This is a genomic window from Anoxybacter fermentans (assembly GCF_003991135.1).
Taxonomy (GTDB): Bacteria; Bacillota; Halanaerobiia; order DY22613; family DY22613; genus Anoxybacter; species Anoxybacter fermentans.
On the sequence record NZ_CP016379.1, the window covers coordinates 2,105,436 to 2,125,708 of the forward strand.

At 36.7% G+C, this 20,273-nt stretch carries 17 protein-coding genes; 1 reads left to right on the forward strand and 16 read right to left on the reverse strand.

Going from position 1 to position 20,273, the window contains the following annotated elements:
• Nucleotides 1-31: 31 nt before the first annotated feature.
• The 12 genes from BBF96_RS17055 to BBF96_RS09630 all read right to left on the reverse strand — a co-directional run bounded on the left by BBF96_RS17055 (nucleotide 32) and on the right by BBF96_RS09630 (nucleotide 13,022).
• Nucleotides 32-1,033, reverse strand: a complete 1,002-nt coding sequence (locus BBF96_RS17055; protein WP_127016939.1) for a xanthine dehydrogenase family protein molybdopterin-binding subunit — start codon at nucleotides 1,031-1,033, stop codon at nucleotides 32-34.
• The gene (locus BBF96_RS17060) at nucleotides 1,030-2,301 is read right to left on the reverse strand and encodes a xanthine dehydrogenase family protein molybdopterin-binding subunit (protein ID WP_127016940.1); all 1,272 of its coding nucleotides are present in this window, start codon (nucleotides 2,299-2,301) and stop codon (nucleotides 1,030-1,032) included. Before BBF96_RS17060 ends, BBF96_RS17055 begins: the two co-directional genes overlap by 4 nt.
• Nucleotides 2,291-2,791: a (2Fe-2S)-binding protein gene (locus tag BBF96_RS09585; protein ID WP_127016941.1), complete on the reverse strand. Its 501-nt coding sequence runs from the start codon at nucleotides 2,789-2,791 to the stop codon at nucleotides 2,291-2,293. Before BBF96_RS09585 ends, BBF96_RS17060 begins: the two co-directional genes overlap by 11 nt.
• Nucleotides 2,788-3,657, reverse strand: a complete 870-nt coding sequence (locus BBF96_RS09590; protein WP_164730993.1) for an FAD binding domain-containing protein — start codon at nucleotides 3,655-3,657, stop codon at nucleotides 2,788-2,790. The genes BBF96_RS09585 and BBF96_RS09590 overlap by 4 nt, the downstream gene beginning before the upstream one ends.
• A 19-nt stretch (nucleotides 3,658-3,676) precedes the next feature.
• Nucleotides 3,677-5,005, reverse strand: coding sequence for a putative aminohydrolase SsnA (ssnA, locus tag BBF96_RS09595; protein ID WP_127016943.1), 1,329 nt, complete (start codon nucleotides 5,003-5,005; stop codon nucleotides 3,677-3,679).
• A gap of 17 nt (nucleotides 5,006-5,022) precedes the next feature.
• Complete coding sequence (locus BBF96_RS09600; RefSeq protein WP_127016944.1) at nucleotides 5,023-6,381, reverse strand: 8-oxoguanine deaminase; 1,359 nt, start codon at nucleotides 6,379-6,381, stop codon at nucleotides 5,023-5,025.
• A 109-nt stretch (nucleotides 6,382-6,490) separates the two neighbouring features.
• The gene (locus BBF96_RS09605; RefSeq protein ID WP_127018238.1) at nucleotides 6,491-7,714 is read right to left on the reverse strand and encodes a serine hydroxymethyltransferase; all 1,224 of its coding nucleotides are present in this window, start codon (nucleotides 7,712-7,714) and stop codon (nucleotides 6,491-6,493) included.
• A 116-nt stretch (nucleotides 7,715-7,830) separates the two neighbouring features.
• Nucleotides 7,831-8,820 carry an ornithine carbamoyltransferase gene (locus BBF96_RS09610; RefSeq protein WP_127016945.1) on the reverse strand — a complete coding sequence of 330 codons (990 nt, stop codon included), beginning with the start codon at nucleotides 8,818-8,820 and terminating at the stop codon, nucleotides 7,831-7,833.
• 108 nt (nucleotides 8,821-8,928) lie between these two features.
• Nucleotides 8,929-10,155: a YgeY family selenium metabolism-linked hydrolase gene (locus BBF96_RS09615; RefSeq protein ID WP_127016946.1), complete on the reverse strand. Its 1,227-nt coding sequence runs from the start codon at nucleotides 10,153-10,155 to the stop codon at nucleotides 8,929-8,931.
• 77 nt (nucleotides 10,156-10,232) lie between these two features.
• Nucleotides 10,233-10,772 (reverse strand): helix-turn-helix domain-containing protein, encoded by a 540-nt coding sequence (locus BBF96_RS09620; protein WP_127016947.1) that lies wholly within the window; start codon nucleotides 10,770-10,772, stop codon nucleotides 10,233-10,235.
• Between the two features lie 19 nt (nucleotides 10,773-10,791).
• On the reverse strand, nucleotides 10,792-12,051 hold the full coding sequence (locus BBF96_RS09625; protein WP_127016948.1) for a threonine synthase: 1,260 nt from the start codon (nucleotides 12,049-12,051) through the stop codon (nucleotides 10,792-10,794).
• Between the two features lie 212 nt (nucleotides 12,052-12,263).
• Complete coding sequence (locus BBF96_RS09630) at nucleotides 12,264-13,022, reverse strand: Ntn hydrolase family protein (protein ID WP_127016949.1); 759 nt, start codon at nucleotides 13,020-13,022, stop codon at nucleotides 12,264-12,266.
• A 251-nt stretch (nucleotides 13,023-13,273) separates the two neighbouring features.
• On the opposite strand from BBF96_RS09630, the gene BBF96_RS09635 reads away from it, so the two are divergent.
• A complete protein-coding gene (locus BBF96_RS09635) occupies nucleotides 13,274-13,783 on the forward strand; it encodes a D-glycero-alpha-D-manno-heptose-1,7-bisphosphate 7-phosphatase (RefSeq protein ID WP_127016950.1) in 510 nt (169 codons plus the stop codon).
• A gap of 161 nt (nucleotides 13,784-13,944) precedes the next feature.
• Here the strand turns inward: BBF96_RS09635 and BBF96_RS09640 are convergent, their stop codons facing one another.
• From BBF96_RS09640 to BBF96_RS09655, 4 genes are all read right to left on the reverse strand, one after another.
• Nucleotides 13,945-15,111 carry a metal-dependent hydrolase family protein gene (locus tag BBF96_RS09640; protein WP_127016951.1) on the reverse strand — a complete coding sequence of 389 codons (1,167 nt, stop codon included), beginning with the start codon at nucleotides 15,109-15,111 and terminating at the stop codon, nucleotides 13,945-13,947.
• A 648-nt stretch (nucleotides 15,112-15,759) separates the two neighbouring features.
• Entirely contained in the window at nucleotides 15,760-17,013 is a 1,254-nt protein-coding gene (locus BBF96_RS09645) for a GNAT family N-acetyltransferase (protein WP_127016952.1), read from the reverse strand.
• A gap of 438 nt (nucleotides 17,014-17,451) precedes the next feature.
• Nucleotides 17,452-19,119: a methyl-accepting chemotaxis protein gene (locus BBF96_RS09650; protein ID WP_127016953.1), complete on the reverse strand. Its 1,668-nt coding sequence runs from the start codon at nucleotides 19,117-19,119 to the stop codon at nucleotides 17,452-17,454.
• Between the two features lie 30 nt (nucleotides 19,120-19,149).
• Nucleotides 19,150-20,208, reverse strand: a complete 1,059-nt coding sequence (locus tag BBF96_RS09655) for an ABC transporter substrate-binding protein (protein WP_127016954.1) — start codon at nucleotides 20,206-20,208, stop codon at nucleotides 19,150-19,152.
• Nucleotides 20,209-20,273: the final 65 nt, after the last annotated feature.

Here is a 20,273-nt window from a genome sequence, read left to right on the forward strand (position 1 = left end):
TATCACCTCTTTTAATATTCTATAAAATTTTTTAATTACCTGCCGATTTTTTATTTAATTCACGAAGAATTTTTTCTGGAGTGGCCGGAAGCTCTTTAATTCGCACTCCACAGGCATTATATATTGCATTGATGATAGCAGGAGCAGTAGCAATAGTTGCTGGTTCACCAATTCCTTTGGCACCAAATGGTCCAAGGGGTTCCTCATCCTCCACAATTACTGTCTCAATCCGTGGAACATCTAAAGCTGTAGGAATTAGATAGGTAGAAAAATCAGGATTTAAAAGAAATCCTTCTTCATCAAAGATAACTTCTTCCATTAAAGCCATTCCCATCCCCATTGCCGTACCGCCTTCAATCTGACCTTCCACATTTTGGGGATGAATAGCCTGCCCTACATCAGGAACAGTCACAAATCGTAACACTTCAACCTGACCCGTTTCTGTGTCTACTTCTACTTCTGCAATCTGAGTTACAAATGTATAGGACATATAAACCCGTTCACCCTGGCCTGTCTCTGGGTCAGGCGGTGTAGTGATGGGGAAATAACAAGCTTCTGCTTCCAGCTTTTCTCCTTTACTTTCTGCAATTCTGGCTAGCTCAGCAAAACTGATTTTATCCTCTTCTGCACCATGAGGAACTACATACCCTCCATCCAGATATAGTTCAGGATAGGTTTTCTTAAAGACCTTAACTGCCAGATCATTAATCTGCCCTTTAAGCATTTGGGCAGCATTTTTTACTGCATTTCCGGTAAAGAAAGTCTGACGGGTAGCAGAAGTAGAACCTGAATTTTTGGTAATGGCAGTATCTCCACCCACAAGGTCAATCATATCCACCGGGACTGAGAGAACTTCAGCAGCAATCTGGGTAACAATCGTATGCACTCCCTGGCCCACATCGGCTGCTGCAGTCTTCAGTTCCACCCTACCGTCGGGTTTCACCCTTAACGAAGCAATAGAATGATCGGGAAATCCTTCTCCATACCCAAAACCAAACATTATTGTTGCTATCCCAACACCTCTTTTTTTCACTTTATAACACCCCCTTGTCTTTCAAAAGCTTCTACTGCTTTAATTATGGTCTCCTTTACTCCAACACTCGCATAAAGAACCTGACCATTGGGGGTAGTAGAACCAACCTGATAAGCATTTTTTAACCGCAATTCAATCGGATTCATTCCTAATTTTTCAGCAATAATATCCATCTGAGATTCATAAGCAAAAGCTGTCTGGGTTGCTCCAAAACCTCGCATTGCTCCAGAATAAGTATTGTTAGTATAAACTGTATAGGCTACACCGCGAACATTGGGAACATTATAAGGACCGGTGCAGTGATAAAGTCCTTTATGGACAACTGCTGGCCCGGAAGAAGCATATGCTCCGGTATCACCGATAATAGTAGCTTCCCATGCTGTTAATGTTCCATCCTTCTTTACTCCAGTTTTGAATCTAAAGATAATAGGATGGCGTTTGGAGGTAGAGATAATGGACTCTTCCCGGCTATATATAGTCTTAACTGGACGTTTAACCATCTTAGCAGCAATTGCCAGATGCAACTGAGCAATTACATCTTCCCTCTTACCAAAAGCGCCACCTATAGTTGGCTGAATAATTCGGATTTTTTCGACAGGCATCCCCAAAGCTTGAGCAACATCAACTCTAGTATCATGCAACCATTGGGTTGCAGCCCAGATCCTGATAGTTCCATCCTCATCCATAACCGCCATTCCCGCATCAGGTTGAAGTGGTACATGGTCTAAATGTTGGGTTTTGAATTCATTGTAAACAATCAAATCTGCCTCCATAAATCCCTTGACAATATCACCCTTATCCAATTTATGAACACAAACAATATTGCCATTTTCATGGATTTTGGGCGCATCTTCTTCCATGGCCCGCAACGGGTCAGTAATTACTTCTAATTTATCATATTCCACGTCAATTAACCTTATAGCTTTACGTACCTGACTTTCTTTCTCTCCAATCACAAGGGCTAGTGCATCTCCCAGATAGCGGGTCTTCTCTCCAATACCTACTAAAGCAGGCTGGTCTTTGATAATCAATCCAAAATTTTTAAGCTCAGGAAGATCAGCTTTGGTGATAATCCTGATGATTCCCGGAACTTTTAACGCTTTACTTATATCAATCTTCCGGATAATTGCATGGGGGTAAGGGGCACGCAGAACTTTCATATGCACCATATTTTCCATATATAAATCTGTAGCATATTTGGCCTGACCGGTAACTTTTTCTCTGGCATCAACTTTGGGTATGGAATGACCAACAACCTTACCTTTCATTCCTATCACCTCTCATTTCTGCTGCGGCATCTTTAATGGCATCTACAATCTTCTGATAACCAGTACACCGACATAAGTTACCCGAAATCCCACGCCTAATCTCTTCCTCTGTTGGGGCTGGATTTTTATCTAACAAAGATTTTGCCGAAAGAACCATACCGGGAATGCAATAACCACATTGAACCGCACCATTGCGAATAAATGCCTCTTGAATTGGATGAAGATTATCTAAAGTCCCCATTCCTTCGATAGTCAAAATCTCCTTACCATCAGCCTGAAAGGCCAGAACCAGACAGGAATTTACTGTTTTACCATCCATAATAACAGTACATGCTCCACATTCTCCTTTTCCACAACCTTCTTTCGTTCCAGTAAACCCCAATTTATCCCGCAAAAGGTCTATCAATCTCATCTCGGGATCAACCTGTACTTCATAACTCTCACCATTTATAGAAATATTAATTCTAATCTGATTATTCTGATTATTCATTGTGTCCGACCTCCCTTTTTAAATATGTTATGGATGGCACGGACAACCAACACCTTTGCCATATTCAGACGATACTTAGAAGAACCTCGCAAATCAGAGATAGGTGAAATTTCCTGTACTAACTGGTTCATAGCAGATTCAAGAATTTGATCGGTAATCGGGTTACCTTTTAAAATTTCTTCTGTTAACTTAACCCGTACCGGGGTTGGAGCTACTGCTCCCAGTACAATCCGACAATCCTCTACCACATCACCATCTAATGCCAGCATAACCGCTGCATTCACCGTTGAAATAGCTAATGCTTTTCGATAACCAAGTTTGACAAATGAACCTCTGTAATTTTCTTTGGGAATAGGAAAGACAAAACCAGTGATTAATTCATCTTCTTTAGCCACATTCCGACCTGGTCCGGTAAAAAACTCAGATACCGGGATTATCCTCTCTCCCCTATCCAGGCTCAAAAGCTTTACTTTTGCATCCAGGGCAATCAGGGGCGGTAAAGTATCCCCTGCTGGAGAAGAATTGGCAACATTACCTCCGATAGTTCCCCGATTCCTGATCTGGGGAGAACCCACCTCTGCAGCTGCTTCAGCCAAAAGTGGTGCATGATTTAAGATAATGGTGGATTCTTCTAATTGAGTATGGGTAACAAGACTCCCCACTTCAATCTCATCATCAACGATTCTGATACTCTTTAATTCATCTAATTCATAAATATTCATGATCCGGCCTAACTCATCCAACCGCCCATAATACCGGACTAAAACATCTGTCCCACCAGCAAGAATGGTTGTTTCATCACCGTATTGATGAAGATATTGAATCGCTTCATTTATATTTTGTGGCGTAAAGCATATTAAACCCATAGTGCCACCTCCCATGAATCTAAAATCTGATCCAGAGTTTTTGAGCCAGCTCCCGGGAACGCGCGTGAATCTCATCTAAGTCAAATCCTTTTATCTCCCGATCCTTCATCAGTACTTTACCATTGATTATAGTCGTCACTACCCGGCCTCCCGAAACTCCAAATAGAATATGTCCATAATAATTTGTCTCATCTAATGGAGTTGGAGGATCATAATCCAGGATTATCACATCGGCATATGCACCTTCGATAAGCTGTCCGATTGGATTTTTAAAATATTTGGCCAAAATTCGCTGGTTATTAGTAAAGATCATCTCAGGTACTTCTGCCCAGGATGCAGATGGATCTTTTAATTCATGTTTATGCAGGATATTGGCAACTTTAACACTCTCAAACATATCTGAGGTAAAACCATCAGTACCCAGGCCGACAACAATACCTTTATTTAGCATAGTAGTTATATCAGCACAACCAACAGCATTCCCCATATTTGATTCGGGATTGTGCACCACATTAGTACCCCGCTCCTTAAGAATCTCCATCTCCTTTTCATTTATATGCACACAATGAACAGCAATACTCTTTTCATTCCAGATCCCAAACTTATCTAGCCGCTCAACAACTCTAAGACCTGACCGATGTAAGCTATCTTCCACATCCTGAATACCTTCCGCTGTGTGGACATGAAAACCTGTATCTAAACCCTCAATGGCCTCCCGACATTTTTCTAAGGTCCTGTCAGATAAAGTCATAGATGCATGCAGACCAAAAAGTCCATGCAGCATATCATCAGTTCGTTTCTTACAGATTTTGATAAAACTTACATTCTCTTTGATCCCCAGAAGGGCAATCTCCTCCCCATCCCGGTCAGAAACTTCATAGGCAAGGCTGGCCCTTAAACCCACTTTTTCTATCGCTTCTGCAATAATACTAAGGCTTCCAGATACTGCAAATGGGCTGGCATGATGATCTATTATTGTCGTTGTACCATACCTGACACAGTCAAGCAAAGGGATTAATGCTGAATAATAGATATCTTCTTCTCTAAGTTGTTTATCAAGCCTCCACCAGAGCCGTTCTAATATCTGACGAAAATCTTTAGGAGGCTCATCTTTAAGTGCCATCCCACGGGCAAAAGTACTATAAAGGTGCATATGAGCATTGATCATCCCGGGCATCACTACTTTACCTTTAGCATCAATTATTTCAGTGTATTCATATTTATTAGCTAGTTCTTCGGTCGAACCAATTTCTTTAATCTGATTTCCCTCAACTACAAGAGCACCATCTTTAATCACTTCATTGTTAGAATTTAAAGTAATAAGCCAGCCATTTTTGATCAAAAGCATTTACTTACTCAACTCCTTTACCCCTGAATCATCTGCATACTAATACGATTAGCATCGGCTATAAGCTTTTCCTCATCAACAGTTACTAATTTACCTTTCTCTACCACAATCTTACCATTGACAATGGTATAATCTACAATCTGGGTATCTCCGCAGTGTACCAATGCTGAAACAGGATCCAACTGTCCACCAGCAAAACCCAGACGATTTGAGTTAACCATAAAAAGATCTCCCACTTTACCTACTTCTATAGAACCAATATCATTCCGGCCTAGAAGTTGAGCACTACCTCTAGTTGCCAGATAAAGAGCACGTTCAGCAGACATTGATTTAATTCCATAAATAACCCGATGGAGGAGAAAAGCCGCTCTCATCTCGGCAATCATATTGGAAGAGTCATTACTGGCACTCCCATCCACTGCCAATCCTACTGGAATACCCATATCCAGCATTTCAGGAACCCGGGCCACACCAGAAGCCAATTTCTGATTAGAAACAGGACAATGAGCCACTCCCGTCTTTGTCTCAGCCAGTAATTTCAATTCTTCATTATTGAAATGAATTCCGTGAGCATACCAGACATCTGGCCCAATCCAATCAACACTTTCCATATATGCAAGAGGGCGCATGCCATGGATTTCAAGACAATAATTCTCTTCATCCTTGGTTTCACAGAGATGGGTATGGCAGTGTACACCATACTCCCTGGCAAGAACTATCGTTTCTTTTAATAGATCAGTAGTCACCGAAAAAGGAGAGCAGGGAGCTAAAACAATCTGTAACATAGATCCAACTCTATTATCATGATATTTTTCAATTAACCGTTGACAGTCTTTTAATATCTCATCAGGAGTTTGAACTACACTATCAGGAGGTAATCCACCATCTTTTTTACTCCTGGACATACTTCCTCGGCAGGGATGGAACCTGATGCCTAGCTCTTTAGCTGCCCGTATCTGTTCATCAATCAAAGTTCCCGGCTGATCTTTAGGGAAAACATAAAAATGGTCAACAGTTGTCGTACATCCGGTCTTTAGCAATTCCCCCCCGGCCAAAAGAGTGCTTGTATAAACGGCTTCAGGAGTAAGTCTGCTCCAAATAGGATATAAGATCATTAACCAGTCAAATAACTCCATATCCTGTACCTCAGGGATATTACGGGTCAAGGTTTGATACATATGGTGATGGGTATTGATCAATCCGGGAAAAACCCACATATCTTTAGCATCGATAACCTCATCCGCTTCCACATCAATCTCAGGCGCAATCTCTGTGATAATTCCATCCTCGATTAAAATACTGTAATTTTTAAAACGCCGTAATTGATCATCCATAGTGATCAGTTCTTTAATATTTTTAATTAATAAAGACGCCATCCTTTCTTAATTCCCCCTTGAAAAAAAAGCCCCGTAGAAAGGTAATGGGTATTTAAAGACACCCATTACCCTCACCTGATCACGGGCTTTTTTTAAGATAAATCTTAATTTAGAAACGACTACATAAAGCAGCAACACGTTCTTTAATTTTTGCTAATTCTTCTTCATTATCGCGGTTTATAATGGTATCATAGATCAGTTGACCAATTTCCCGCATTTCATCTTCTTTAAAACCGCGGGTTGTAACTGCTGGAGTACCGATCCGAATACCGCTGGTTACAAATGGACTCCGGGTTTCAAATGGAATGGTATTCTTATTAACAGTAATACCAACTTTATCTAAGACCTGTTCTGCTTCTTTACCGGTCACATCCATATTGGTCAAATCGACCAGCATTAAATGATTATCGGTACCACCTGATACCAATCTAAAACCTTTTTCTATCAAGGTTTCAGCAAGAACTTTGGCATTTTTCACTATCTGCTTTTGATAATCTTTAAATTCATCACTCAAAGCTTCTTTAAATGTTACAGCTTTAGCAGCGATAATATGCATCAACGGACCACCCTGCAAACCTGGGAAAATGGCTTTATCAATAGCTTTGGCATATTCTTCTTTACAAAGAATCATACCGCCACGGATACCCCTTAGAGTTTTGTGAGTGGTGGTAGTAACAAAATCAGCATATTCCACAGGATTTGGATGCAAACCAGCTGCTACCAGACCAGCAATATGAGCCATATCTACCATAAAATAGGCTCCAACTTCATCAGCGATCTCACGGAATTTAGCAAAATCGATCACCCGTGGGTATGCACTGGCACCAGCAACGATCAACTTTGGTTTATGTTCTAAAGCCAGAGCTCTGACCTGATCATAATCGATAGTTTCAGTCTCTTTAGAAACTCCATAGTGAATAAAATTATAATAAGTACCAGACTGATTAACAGGGCTACCATGGGTTAAATGACCGCCATGCGAGAGATCCATACCTAGAATGGTACCACCAATTGGAACCATAGCAAAATATACAGCCTGATTAGCCTGGGAACCAGAGTGAGGTTGCACATTGGCATGTTCTGCACCAAATAACTTTTTGGCCCGCTCAATAGCCAATTTTTCTATTTCATCAACAAACTCACAACCACCATAATACCGCTTTCCCGGGTATCCTTCAGCATACTTATTAGTCAAACAGGAACCAGCTGCCTCCATAACTGCAGGACTAACAAAGTTTTCTGAAGCAATCAATTCGATTTTATCGTGCTGACGAGCTTTTTCTTTCTCAATCCATTCAAAAACCTCTGGATCAACTTTTTTAAGATGTTCCAACATTTTAATTCACCTCTTATAAATTTTGTAGATTTTTATATAAGCTCTGTGGATTTCTACTTCATCGAGTATTTATACTCTCCTACCGAAACAATCAGTTCAATCACAAGACAAACTTATGGTCTACCACCCATGCACAATGCCAATAGAGCTTTAGTGATATGGAGTCTGTTTTCAGCAGCATCAAACACCACAGATTGCGGGCCATCAATAACAGCATCTGTAACCTCATTACCCCGATCAGCAGGTAGTGCATGCATATAGATTGCATTTTTCTCAGCCAAAGCCATTCTTCTTTCGTCACAAATCCAGTCTTTATACTTTTCACACAATGCAAGAGATTCCTGTTCGTCAGTAGTGGTCAACTGAGCACCCCAGCTCTTTGCAATTACTACATGAGCACCTTTGAAAGCCTCATCCATATCATGGGTTATCCTGAAAGTACAACCGGCAGCCTCGGCATTGGCCTTAGCCTGCTCTACAATCTCAGGCATCAATGGAAATTCCTTTGGATAAGCCAAAGTTATATTCATACCGTACCGTGGGAATAACAGAATCTGGGATTGAGGTACAGATAAAGGCTTCATATAACTTTTAGTATAAGCCCAGATAACTGAAACATTCAAACCTTTGATATCATCAGAAAACTTTTCTTTGATGGTCATTAAGTCAGCCATAGCCTGGTTTGGATGATAAATATCACATTGCATATTGAAAACTGGTACACTGGAATGTTTTGCTACTTCTCTGATATATTTGTTACCAATTCCAAAGAAACAGTTTCTGATAGCAATTCCATGACCGTATCTGCTTAAAACTTTGGCTGTATCTTTTGGAGCCTCACCATGACTTATTTGCATTTTATCTGGAGTTAAATCATGGGCATGACCACCTAATTGAGTCATACCTGCTTCATGGGAGTTCCGGGTCCGGGTAGATTGTTCAAAGAACATCATGAACAAAGTTTTATCCTGAAGCAGACGATGGGGTTCACCTAAAGCAAATCTTCTTTTTAAATCCTTCGCAACATCCAATACCATATCCAATTCTTCTTTAGTCCACTCTTGAGTAGTGATAAAATGTTTACCTCTTAACAAAGAATGCATGTAAAAACCCTCCTTGTTTTTTGAAATTTAATATTATTATGTTAAAAATTTAATTTAGCTAATTTAGCAAAAATTTTGATTATTTTTTCACTAATAACCTCTATCTAACTAAGCCTTTATCATTTTGATATAAACGGTTGGAAATGCTGCATAAAACGCCGCTGCCTTAACCAGATGCTCTACAGGAATTTGATCATTTACAGAATGAGCATAAATCTCATGGGCAGGACCAAATCCTACACATGGAATATTGTGCATACCCATAATTGCTACTCCATTGGTACTAAAAGTCCACTTATCAACCTTTGGTTCAGTACCAAAAACTTCCCGGTAAGTTTCTACAGCACTCTGGATTACTGGATGATCTTCTGAAAGTACCCAGGTTGGGTAATATTTTTCTGTCTCATAAACCAATCCGGTATAGCTGGGAGTATTATATTTAAGTACTTTCACTTCAGCTTCTACACCAGCTTCTTTAATTACTTCTTTTACCTGCTGAACAGCTAATTCCTTATCTTCTCCAGCAGTTAAGCGGCGGTCTAAGTGGATATAACACTCATCTGGAACTGCACAGAGACTTGGAGTTTTACAATCTATATAGGTGACAGCAATAGTTCCCTTACCTAAGAAAGGATCATTTTTTAACCGTTCATTTAACTTCTCAATGCCCTTAATAATATCAGCCATCTTATAAACCGCATTTACACCCCGTTCTGGAGCACTACCGTGGCAGGAAACACCCTTGGTTATAACAGCCATCTCCATCCGGCCACGATGACCGCGATAGATGTTTAAATTGGTTGGTTCTGTAATAATAACACACTCAGGAACTAACTTATCTTCATTAATTATATACTGCCAACAAAGACCATCACAATCTTCTTCCTGAACACTACCAACCATCCAAACGGTATATTCTTCAGTCAGTCCCAAATCTTTAATTATTTTCCCGGCATAAACCATACTGACCATTGCACCTTCCTGGTCAGTAGCACCCCGGCCGTAAATAATACCATCTTCCATTTTACCTTCGTATGGATCCCATTCCCATTCTTCAATATCTCCAACACCAACGGTGTCAATATGAGCATCCATAGCAATCACTCGCTGACCGTTACCAATTCGACCCAAAATATTCCCCATTGGATCAATTTTAATCTCATCAAATCCAACTTTCTCCATCTCTTCTTTAATACGTTGAATTACCTTTTCTTCTTGAGTGCTTTCGCTAGGAATTCGGATTAAATCCCGCATAAACTTAACCATCTCAGCCTCATACTCTTTAGCTTTAGCATGAATTTTTTCAACCAGTTCTTCTTGTAATATCCTGGTCATTTAACTCCCCCCTTGGTTCATTTGAACTTAATGTATTACTCAATCAGCTGCTACATAAAAACAGCAGCTGATTAAAACTAGAATGCTGGCGGGGTCATACAGGAAATCCAGACCAGATCTTCATCCCCCACACTGGTAACCCGATGCGGAATCATAGAAAAGTAATAAATACTATCCCCTGGTTCCAGGTAATATACTTCTTCTCCAATTTCAATTTTCATTTTCCCCTGCAAAACTAACATACATTCTTCTCCAGGATGGGTTAGAGGTTCATCACAGGTAGATGCGCCCGGTTCTAAACGTGCTTCCATAATCTCCATCTTTCGATTTAAATCAGGAGATATCAATTCAAAGGTCAAATGAGATTCAGGGAAATTTAAAACTTTCCGTTCATTACGACGGACAACCGGATTATGTTCCTCAGTATCCAGAAGAAAATAAAAGATAGGTACATCTAAAGCATCGGCAATTTTTCTTAAAGATGTAATAGATGGTTCAGCCAACCCCCGTTCAATCTGGCTTAAAAAACTGGGGGTTCGACCTATTTTTTCAGCCAATTCGGTCAAACTTAAACCTTTCTCTTGCCTTTTATGACGAATTTTTTGACCTAATTGCACTTTCCATTACTCCCCTCTATTATAATTTATCTATTAGACCATATTCTTTTAATAACTGATCCAGTTTTTCTAAATCAGGAGCAATTCTAACCGGTTCACCTGCAGCTTTTCTAGCATTGGCAATATCCTTAAGACCATTACCGGTAATCACTACAACATAGCTATCTTCAGGTGAAATCTTTTTTTCATCAATCAATTTTTTGAGTCCAGCAAACCCTGTAACCCCAGCAGGTTCACCAAAAACCCCGGTATGACGTCCAATAAAAGTCTGCATTTTAAGAATTTCTTCATCTGATACATTTACCATCATACCCTGAGATTTTCTGACAGCATTCAGGGCTTTTTCTGGATTTCGCGGACTGCCAACAGCAATACTGTCAGCTAACGTATTCTCTTCTGTCTTCTGCCAGGGTTCTCCTGTCTCCCAGGCCCTGGTCAACGGTGCACAACCTTCAGCCTGGACTCCTATCAGTTTTGGAATTTTATCAATCATACCCAATTGGTAGAGATCATAAAACCCTTTATATGCTCCGGCTATGGTACAACCATCACCTACAGAGAAAACTGCCCAATCTGGGGCCTCCCAATTAAGTTGTTCACAAATTTCAAATGCAACTGTCTTCTTTCCTTCAACCAGATATGGATTAATAGCAGCATTTCGGTTGTACCAGCCATATTTTTCAATAGCTGCTGCAGAGAGATTAAAGGCATCTTCATAACTTCCCTCTACACTGATCACTATTGCCCCATAAATCAGTAGTTGAGCTATCTTTCCAGCTGGTGCTCTCTCCGGCACAAAGATACAGGCTTTTAAATCGTATTCGTTCAATGATGCTACATTTCCTGCAAGTGATGAAGCTGCATTACCAGTAGAAGAACAGGCCACTATCTTAGCACCTGCTTCCACAGCTTTTACTACAGCTATACTTGATGCACGATCTTTTAAAGAACCGGTTGGATTTAAACCATCGTCCTTTAAATATAATTTCTCCACACCTATAGCTTTTCCCAATTTCTTCGCGTAATAAATGGGAGTTCCACCCACTCTCAGTGAGGGACGTTTTACATTAGGGTCAATGGGCAATAGAGGCATATACCGCCATATTGAATGATCCCGATTTATCGCTAAATTTTCTTTTGTAAAAACTTTTTGAATTTGCGAGTAATCATAAATTACATCCAATATTCCATCCGGTCCACATTCTGAACAGGTTAATTGTTGAGGAGTGGCGGGATATTCTTTACCACAGGATATACACTGTAAATGTTTTACATACATAATATAGCACCTCTTATCTGAATATGGAGTTGGTGAATATTTATTTTTAATATAATTTAATCATCATTATTTATATTCAATATCAGTATAAAAATTCCTGCCTGAGACTTTAATTTTAATTAAAAAAATAATAGAATTTTAATTATACTTCAATAAAGCAAAGAAAAATAAAATCTTTAAGGCTAAAAGCCTTTTCTTAATAGATATGGTTTTCATAACCTGGTGGATATTTCTTTTAAAGCATTTTCCCCATGATAGTTCTTTTTTTGAATCCAGTATGGCTGCTCACCAGGTTTTAGAACTAATACATCAATAGGACCACCTACTGTTTTGGGTCTTGTCTGAAAACGGATAGTCTGAATGGTTGTGCGAATGGCATAGATTGCAAAATCAATGGCATCCTGTAAAGTAAAAAAATTATAAGGTATCTCATAATAGGGAAGTTCTTTCCATTCTCCTCGATTTTTTTTCACCCGTGCAGGAAGTATCAGTCTTGCAAAGATATCACTATCGCCTCCCCAGGAACATCCATAATAAATCTGATCATTCCGATAATTTACCCTTAAGAATTTACTTTCACTTACATGCCCTATATAAACATAGGGAATACTGATCCCTTCTTCAACCCGATAACCAGAAAGATGAAAAGTAATTCGGGGATTATTCCCTATTTCTTTAAAATATTTTATTAGTGCTTCAGGAATCTCTGTCACATCTGTATTGGATGAAATTCTTTCTTCAAATGTATTGATAAATCCAGCAAGAGGAATATTGTTAATAGCTGCTTCTCCACATAAAGAAAGTCCAAAACGTTCATTAATAAGATATAATTTTTGATTAGTATCACTGGCAATAAATGATTGAAATAAGGAAGTTCCATCAGGTAATTTTTTTTGAAAGTTCATAGTAAGACGGCTATCTGCCGCCATAACTATTCCTTCGGGAACATAAAGAGTAACAATAAAAGACATATTCTATTCCTCCCAATAATGATTTTTTTTTGAAAGATTTAAATGTCTAGCTATAACATTATAAATAAAATTGTAAACAATCAACTTAATATAATAAAAAAAACGGGACTGCCACTTGTTTTCGTCTGGAAATTAACTGCCAGATCAATCGGTGTTTTTTTAAAAACCTTTTCTAAATATTGAGGTGATAGTAGAAATTAAATTTATGCTATAATAAACAATATACAAAAAAATAGAAGGAGGATGGAACTATGAGTAAAAAAGCCGTATTTTTAGATCGAGACGGCGTAATCAATGATAATTCCAGACATGTAAATAAACCTGAAGATTTAATTCTCTATCCCTGGACAGCATCATCCATACAGCAACTTAAAAAAGCTGGATATCTGGTTTTCATAGTCACCAACCAGGGAGGGATCGAGATGGGTTATTTTACAGAGAAGGATTTAAAAGCTATTCATGATCATTTGGAAACCATCCTGAAAGCAGACAATACCTGTATAGACGGTATTGCCTATTGTCCTCATTTTCACCAACCCTGTGATTGTCGTAAACCAAAACCTGGAATGATTCTTACTTTAGCTAAAAAGCATAGAATTGATTTAAAAGTATCCTGGATGGTGGGGGATCGGGATATAGATATCCAGGCTGGAAAAGCTGCTGGATGCCGAACCATCAAATTAGGTAAACAGGACCCCAATGCTGATTATTGCTGTAAAAACCTTAGACAGGCAGTAGATTACATACTGAGACAGACCTGATCAGCATTTGAAACCAGATATATCCATATAATTCTCCATTTAGCAGAGATCTTCCTTTTAAATACTTGACAAATATTAAAATTGAATAAAAACACTGGCTTTTATAATTTATCAAAGAATAAACCTCCTCTTAAAAAGAGGAGGTTAAAAAATTTTAACTTTTACCGGGTATTATCTACTACAATTTTACCATGCTTTATAACATATAAGAGACCATCCAGATTGTTTATATCTTCTAAAGGATTATCCTCTAAAACGATCAAATCAGCTTTTTTACCAGGAGTAATTGTACCATAATTATCAGAAATACCTAGACATTCAGCACCATTGATCGTAGCAGCCTGAATTGCCTGTAACGGCGTCAAACCTTCCTGAACCATAAGCTTTAATTCAAAACGTAAGTCACCATGTGGGTTAAATGGAGTTCCGGCATCCGTCCCTGCAGCAATTTTAGCTCCCTTTTCTACTGCTATGCGAAATGCATTAAAGTGAGCTTTTACAAGTTTTTCCATTTTATCTATCATCCATTGAGGGAATCCTTCCATTACATCATAATACATTCTATATGGAGGAGTTAATGTAGGTACATACCAAACTCCCTTTTCTACCATCAAATCAATAGCTTCTTCTTCAAAAAGAATCCCGTGCTCAATAGAATGTGCACCAGCATTAATGGCATCAATAGCTGCTTTTGTGCCACCAATATGTACAGCAACCTTTCGACCAAATTTTGCTGCTTCTTCAACTACTACTCTAAACTCCTCTTCTGTGTACTGAGGTGTACCAGTTTCAATGCCATCTTCCATACAACCTACTGTACCTATAATCTTAATAAAATCAACATTATGGGCTATTTGCTCCCGAACAGCTTTTCTTAATTCAAGTTCACCTTCAGCCTGGCGACCACCTTCATAGCCATGTCCTCCTGTTGTAGTTATAAACTCCCCACAACAAATAATGTTGGGACCAATAAAAATTCCTTCATTGACTGCCTTGCGAATCCTGGTCATAATTTGCTTCAAGCTACCAACATCACGAATAGTAGTAATACCATCTTTAAGATAATCTTTCAGCCGCTTAGCAGTTTTGATTACCACACCCACCTCATCAAAATCATACATTGTAGGATCACCAGTAAAAGTAGTGTGAACATGAGCATCAATTAATCCAGGCAACACAACTTTACCATCTAAATTAATTGACTCACAATTTTCAGGTACAGAATGGGTAATCTCTTTGATTTCATCTCCTTCAATAACTAAATTTATAGGTTCAGTTAATTCCCATTTCTCCGAATCCAACACCCTACAATTCCTGAGTACTAACATTTTATTACCTCCTTGCAATTAGTTTTATTAACTATTTCGATGCTAATTTATAAACTCCTTCATATTTTTTCAAAATATATATTATTTAGTTAAAAGAAAAAATTATATAATTTTTAAATATTATACTTGTTATTTAATAAAAATTTAATATTTAAATTTTTAAAGAATAAAATATCCTTCAGACACTCTACTGTGGTCTGTAATCTTTTTAATCATAGTAGAACTATTTATAATATTTATAATATTATAGAAACTTATTATACGAATCCCCTACCTTTCTACCGCATCTTTTACATCTCAATTGATCTTCTTAAAATTTCCAATTATGATTTTACTACAAAAAACTAGTTTTTCGCTTGAAAAGAAATTTTTTAAACCATCTAAAGTTCGATTTTAGTTAAAATAAGGCACACTAATCAGACCCTTGATTGGCTCATCACCTTCTCATATGAGGCCTTATTTCTCCTTCAATCTCATTAAGAAGGTTAAACGAAAAATTTCTATATCACTCAAAATTAGCTTTTACAGTTTAATAATATATTTATAAACAAATGTTGTTTTCAACCTGTAAAAAATATAATTTCCTAAATACTAAAAAAAGAGGCTGTTGATGTATGACTTGTCAACAGCCTCAAAGTACTATAAAATTTAAATCTGTTTCCTATATACTCTAAAGAGAGAGTAATCTTCAAAACCTAAACCTCTAAAAAGCCCTAATGACTTCACATTATCCTCTACAATCCAGGATACACTAACTTCTGTAAAATCATGATTTTTAAGCTGTTCTCCTAATGAAATAATTAAAAGTTTACCAAATCCCTTTTTCTGATATTCAGGTAATACTCCTACAATATATTCTTTAACATGGGTTATCTTTCCTTCATATCCATGTCTTTTAGCATGTTTTTTCTGATTATAATCGACATTAAAAAATGCAAAACCTACTATTTTACCTTTATCTTCCACAATAAGGAATAAATCTTCTGGAATGTAATTATAGCAATAATACTTCATCATCTCCAAAAATTCATCTTCAGCAACTGGGCAAAATCCCCAGTGGGAAGCAAAACTAATATTAAATACCTTACGAATTTTAGATACTTCTTCTTCAAAATTATCTCTATTTAAAGGTCTAACTGTGATATCTGGATTATCAAGTAAATGTTGTATCATCTTTTTCTTTTTATCACAAGCTGTTAAAAAATTAATAATATTAGTTTTTAATTCATATGTATCCCGGATTTTTTCAAAACCATAATTTTCAAATAACTTCTGATAATATTCTGGATTATATGGTAAAGCACACGTAGGAACTCGATTAAAACCTTTAATCATAATTCCTACTACATCATTAGAAGTTAAATTAAATGGCCCATATACTTCTTTCATTCCTTTATTTTTTATCCATTGAATTGCAGAATCAAATAATTTATTAGCTACTTTTTGATCATCGATACATTCAAAAAAGCCAATAAAGCCAACTTTCTGGTTCCATAAATCATTATATGCTGGATTGATACAGGCAGCAATTCTACCAACAATTTGATTATTTCTTTCTGCAACGAAAAGCTGTGTATCCAGATAACGAATAGTTACATTTTTTTCTGGTAAAAAATAGGCCATTTCTTCTTCATCATCCTGTCCAGGCCAATACCAATCATCTTTATAAATAGAATGACTAAAATGAACAAATTCCCTAATTTCATCTACGGTATTAATCAATCTAATTAATATTTCTCCATAATTTTCTTTTTTTCCTCCTTCAATTACAGTAAGTTCCGGTCTAGAACCTACTAAATGATCATTAACCAATCTACACCTAATTGTATTACTTTCAATCTGAATATCATCTTGCAATTCATTAACTATAAAAGCCTCTACTCCCATACCCTTTCTTCTCATTTTTTTAGTTCCTCCCCCTCAAAATGTTGTTCCGTTAAAATTCCCCTCCTTCTTTTCAAGGGGCAAAAGCTCGATTTTTCCTATAAGGTGTTATCTCTCATGCAATACTGTATCAGTTGTATTTCGATTACTTTTTTTCGGTTAATTACTTAATTCCAATCATGATATTCTGTACCCTATCTAATAGAATGGTTTTAAACTATTATCTACTTCCTTTTTCTAGGAAACTTCATATCTTAATTATACCTTTTTATGTTTAAAATAGTCTTCATTTATTTTAAAATATCTCTCGAAAAACCCTTGATAGTAAAACCTTTAACCCCCTTTCTTATTAAGATCTATTAAAAACAAATCCTCCATCCCCTGCCTTAATTTTACAGGTTATGGAGGAAAAAGTCAAGTTTGTAATTATAGTTTTTATAAACTTTTACTTCAAATTTATGTATTTTTCAATTTGAATATACTAATAACTTTTTCTAACTCCATTGCCATTTCCTTTAACATGGTTGCAGAAGCAGATACCTGTTCCATTGTTGCAGTCTGTTCCTCTGTAGAAGCAGATACTTCTTCTGCAGACGCAGCAGTCTCTTCAGCAATACCAGCAACCTCATGAACGCGGTCAATAATCTGATCAGCAATCTTCACAGCTTCCTGTAATGCCTCATTAGCCTGTTCAGAACCTTTTAAGTTAGATTGAGATACCGTTGTAATTTGGCTAAATAGTTTACCTGCTTCATCTACCACTTTAACTCCACTTTCAACTTCTTTCTTTCCTCTATCCATGGCTAAACTAGCCCGTCTGGATTCTTCTTGAATTTCTTCGATTAAATTTTTAATTTGGTTTGCAGATTTCATCGACTCTTCCGCCAATTGCTTAATTTCATCTGCAACCACACTAAATCCTCTACCAGCTTCTCCTGCCCTTGCAGCTTCAATAGCAGCATTCAAAGCCAATAATTGTGTTTGATTTGCAATACTATCAATTAAATTAACAATTTCATCAATTTGAGTAGATTTCTGAACCAAAGTATTAACAACTTCAGAAATTTGCCCAATTACTGAATTAATATTATTCATCTGAGTAACTACATTTGTAATTGATTTTTCTCCCTGTGCGGCTGTCTCTAGGGTAGTAGAAGCCAAACGAAATGCCGCATTTCCTAAAGAAGAAGTATTATTTAAATTTTTAACTAGTTGATTTACCGCCTCTATAGCTTGATTCAAATAATTTGTCTGATCATTGGCTCTATTAGATACTTCTTCAATTGATGCCGCTATCTCTTCGGAAGCAGCAGATGAATCTTCAGACGTTTCCGCTAACTGAGCACTTGATTCAAGAAGACTCTTAGACACCTGAGTTACTTTTTCAATTACACCTATCCAACGATCTACTAGCTTTAAAAAAGATTTTACTAAAATTCCTATTTCATCATGGCGATTAGCATATTTTTCAATAGAGATTGACGTAAAATCCAGGTTTTCAGCAATATATGTTATATCTCTCACTACATTTTTTATAGGATTGGAAATAGAACTAGCAAAGAATAACCCAATAATTGCAATAAATATTGCAACCACTGAGATAAATACAAAGTTATTTCTCTGCATTCTGGTTGCAGCTTCAAATACTTCAGTTCGAGGAACAATAGCCCATAAAATTATATCTAAATCTTTATTATAAGCCAAATAGCTTTCATATCCTTTACCATTAACTTCATATGAATAATACCCCTTTTTTTGTTCTAAAGCTTTAGCAACATAATTCCGATCCAATAAGTTTTTATTTATCAATTCTTCGTCAGGATGATAAACCACAGTTCCATCCATTTTAACTATCGATAAAAATCCTGACGTGAAATATTTCTCTTCTTTAGCTTTTTCTACTAAAGCATTAATTATTATTTGCTTAATAAACCCTGTTAAAGATCGACCTCCTACTTCATGTTCTACTATCTGCGCAAAAGAATCTAACTTCGCCTTTAAAAATAACTTTGCACTCTCCCTTAAAGCATCAGATGAAGTAGAGGTGGAATATACTGCGATAATCCCCATTGGAAGCAGAGTTAAAATTAAAAACAATACTACTAACTTTAGTTTAATACTCACTAAACCACCTCCTACAAAAGCTTACTTAATTTACTCTATTTCCTTCCATAAACTCATATAAACTTCTAATTCTTCAGGAGTAATTGGATTTAAAAATTCGAATTTTTTCAAAATAGATGTTGTAAGATATAAATTTTTAGCCAACTCTGGGTCAAGCAATTTCTCTACTCCTACAATAGGTATTGCCAAACCAATTGCAGTTACTTGTTTGGCAGCATTTTCAGGATTCATCATAAAATCAAGAAATTTATAAGCCATTTCTTTATTTTTAGCATTACTAACAATCATCATATTATCAGTAGCAATAATTCCACCTTCTTCTGGCATTTTAAAACCAAGTGGACCAACCATACCTAAAAATTCAGTAACAAATTTTTCATTGGCATAAAATAATGCCAAATCAGCTTTACCTTGTATCAGAGAAATACCTGGATCAACCACAGGACGTGTTAAATCCCATGAATTGGAAAGTGCATTTTTTCTTAAATTAGATAACAAAATTTTAACTAATTCAAGATCTTTAGGATCTTTGCTATTTACTGATTTACCAATATATTTTAAAGCCAGACCAATAATAACTCTAGCATTTGGATAAAAAGCAATCCTTCCCTGTAATTCTGGACCTGGTTCAAAAATACTTTGTAAAGTAACATCTTTAGCACTTAACTTTTCTTTATTATAAACCAGACCTAAATAAGTATAAAAATAAGGGATAGTATATTGATTGCCCTTGTCAAAAGGAAGATCAACAAACCATGGATGAATATTATTAAAATTATTAAGTTTAGATTTGTCCAGTTTTTCAAGCATACCATCTCTAATCAAATCAGGAACTACCCATTCAGCAGTAATAAGTATGTCATAATTTTCTGAATTTGAATATAATTTTTCCCGCATTACATCAATACTGAGATAATCATCAATAACAACATCCACATCATAGGTTTGTTCAAAATCTTCAATTACCTCAGGATTATAATAAGCCTTCCAGGTTAAAATTCTTAACTCTTTATTTGCTGCAAAAACCCCCCCACTTAACAATACAAGACAAATTACAACCCCAACCAATCCAACAATTTTTCGACGCATAAATAACACTCCTTTCAATTTTTTAATATTTTTATTATTTTATTTAATAAAAAATACTTCAAATG

Bases quoted from the DNA above. Each gene is read 5' to 3' on its own strand.
- BBF96_RS09640 (WP_127016951.1), bottom strand. From the start codon at position 15,111: ATGTTAGTACTCAGGAATTGTAGGGTGTTGGATTCGGAGAAATGGGAA.
- BBF96_RS09625 (WP_127016948.1), bottom strand. From the start codon at position 12,051: ATGTATGTAAAACATTTACAGTGTATATCCTGTGGTAAAGAATATCCC.
- BBF96_RS09590 (WP_164730993.1), bottom strand. From the start codon at position 3,657: ATGGGTTTAATATGCTTTACGCCACAAAATATAAATGAAGCGATTCAA.
- BBF96_RS09600 (WP_127016944.1), bottom strand. From the start codon at position 6,381: ATGGCGTCTTTATTAATTAAAAATATTAAAGAACTGATCACTATGGAT.
- ssnA (WP_127016943.1), bottom strand. From the start codon at position 5,005: ATGCTTTTGATCAAAAATGGCTGGCTTATTACTTTAAATTCTAACAAT.
- BBF96_RS09655 (WP_127016954.1), bottom strand. From the start codon at position 20,208: ATGCGTCGAAAAATTGTTGGATTGGTTGGGGTTGTAATTTGTCTTGTA.
- BBF96_RS09585 (WP_127016941.1), bottom strand. From the start codon at position 2,791: ATGAATAATCAGAATAATCAGATTAGAATTAATATTTCTATAAATGGT.
- BBF96_RS09630 (WP_127016949.1), bottom strand. From the start codon at position 13,022: ATGTCTTTTATTGTTACTCTTTATGTTCCCGAAGGAATAGTTATGGCG.
- BBF96_RS17060 (WP_127016940.1), bottom strand. From the start codon at position 2,301: ATGAAAGGTAAGGTTGTTGGTCATTCCATACCCAAAGTTGATGCCAGA.
- BBF96_RS09645 (WP_127016952.1), bottom strand. From the start codon at position 17,013: ATGAGAAGAAAGGGTATGGGAGTAGAGGCTTTTATAGTTAATGAATTG.
- BBF96_RS09610 (WP_127016945.1), bottom strand. From the start codon at position 8,820: ATGCATTCTTTGTTAAGAGGTAAACATTTTATCACTACTCAAGAGTGG.
- BBF96_RS09615 (WP_127016946.1), bottom strand. From the start codon at position 10,155: ATGACCAGGATATTACAAGAAGAACTGGTTGAAAAAATTCATGCTAAA.
- BBF96_RS09635 (WP_127016950.1), top strand. From the start codon at position 13,274: ATGAGTAAAAAAGCCGTATTTTTAGATCGAGACGGCGTAATCAATGAT.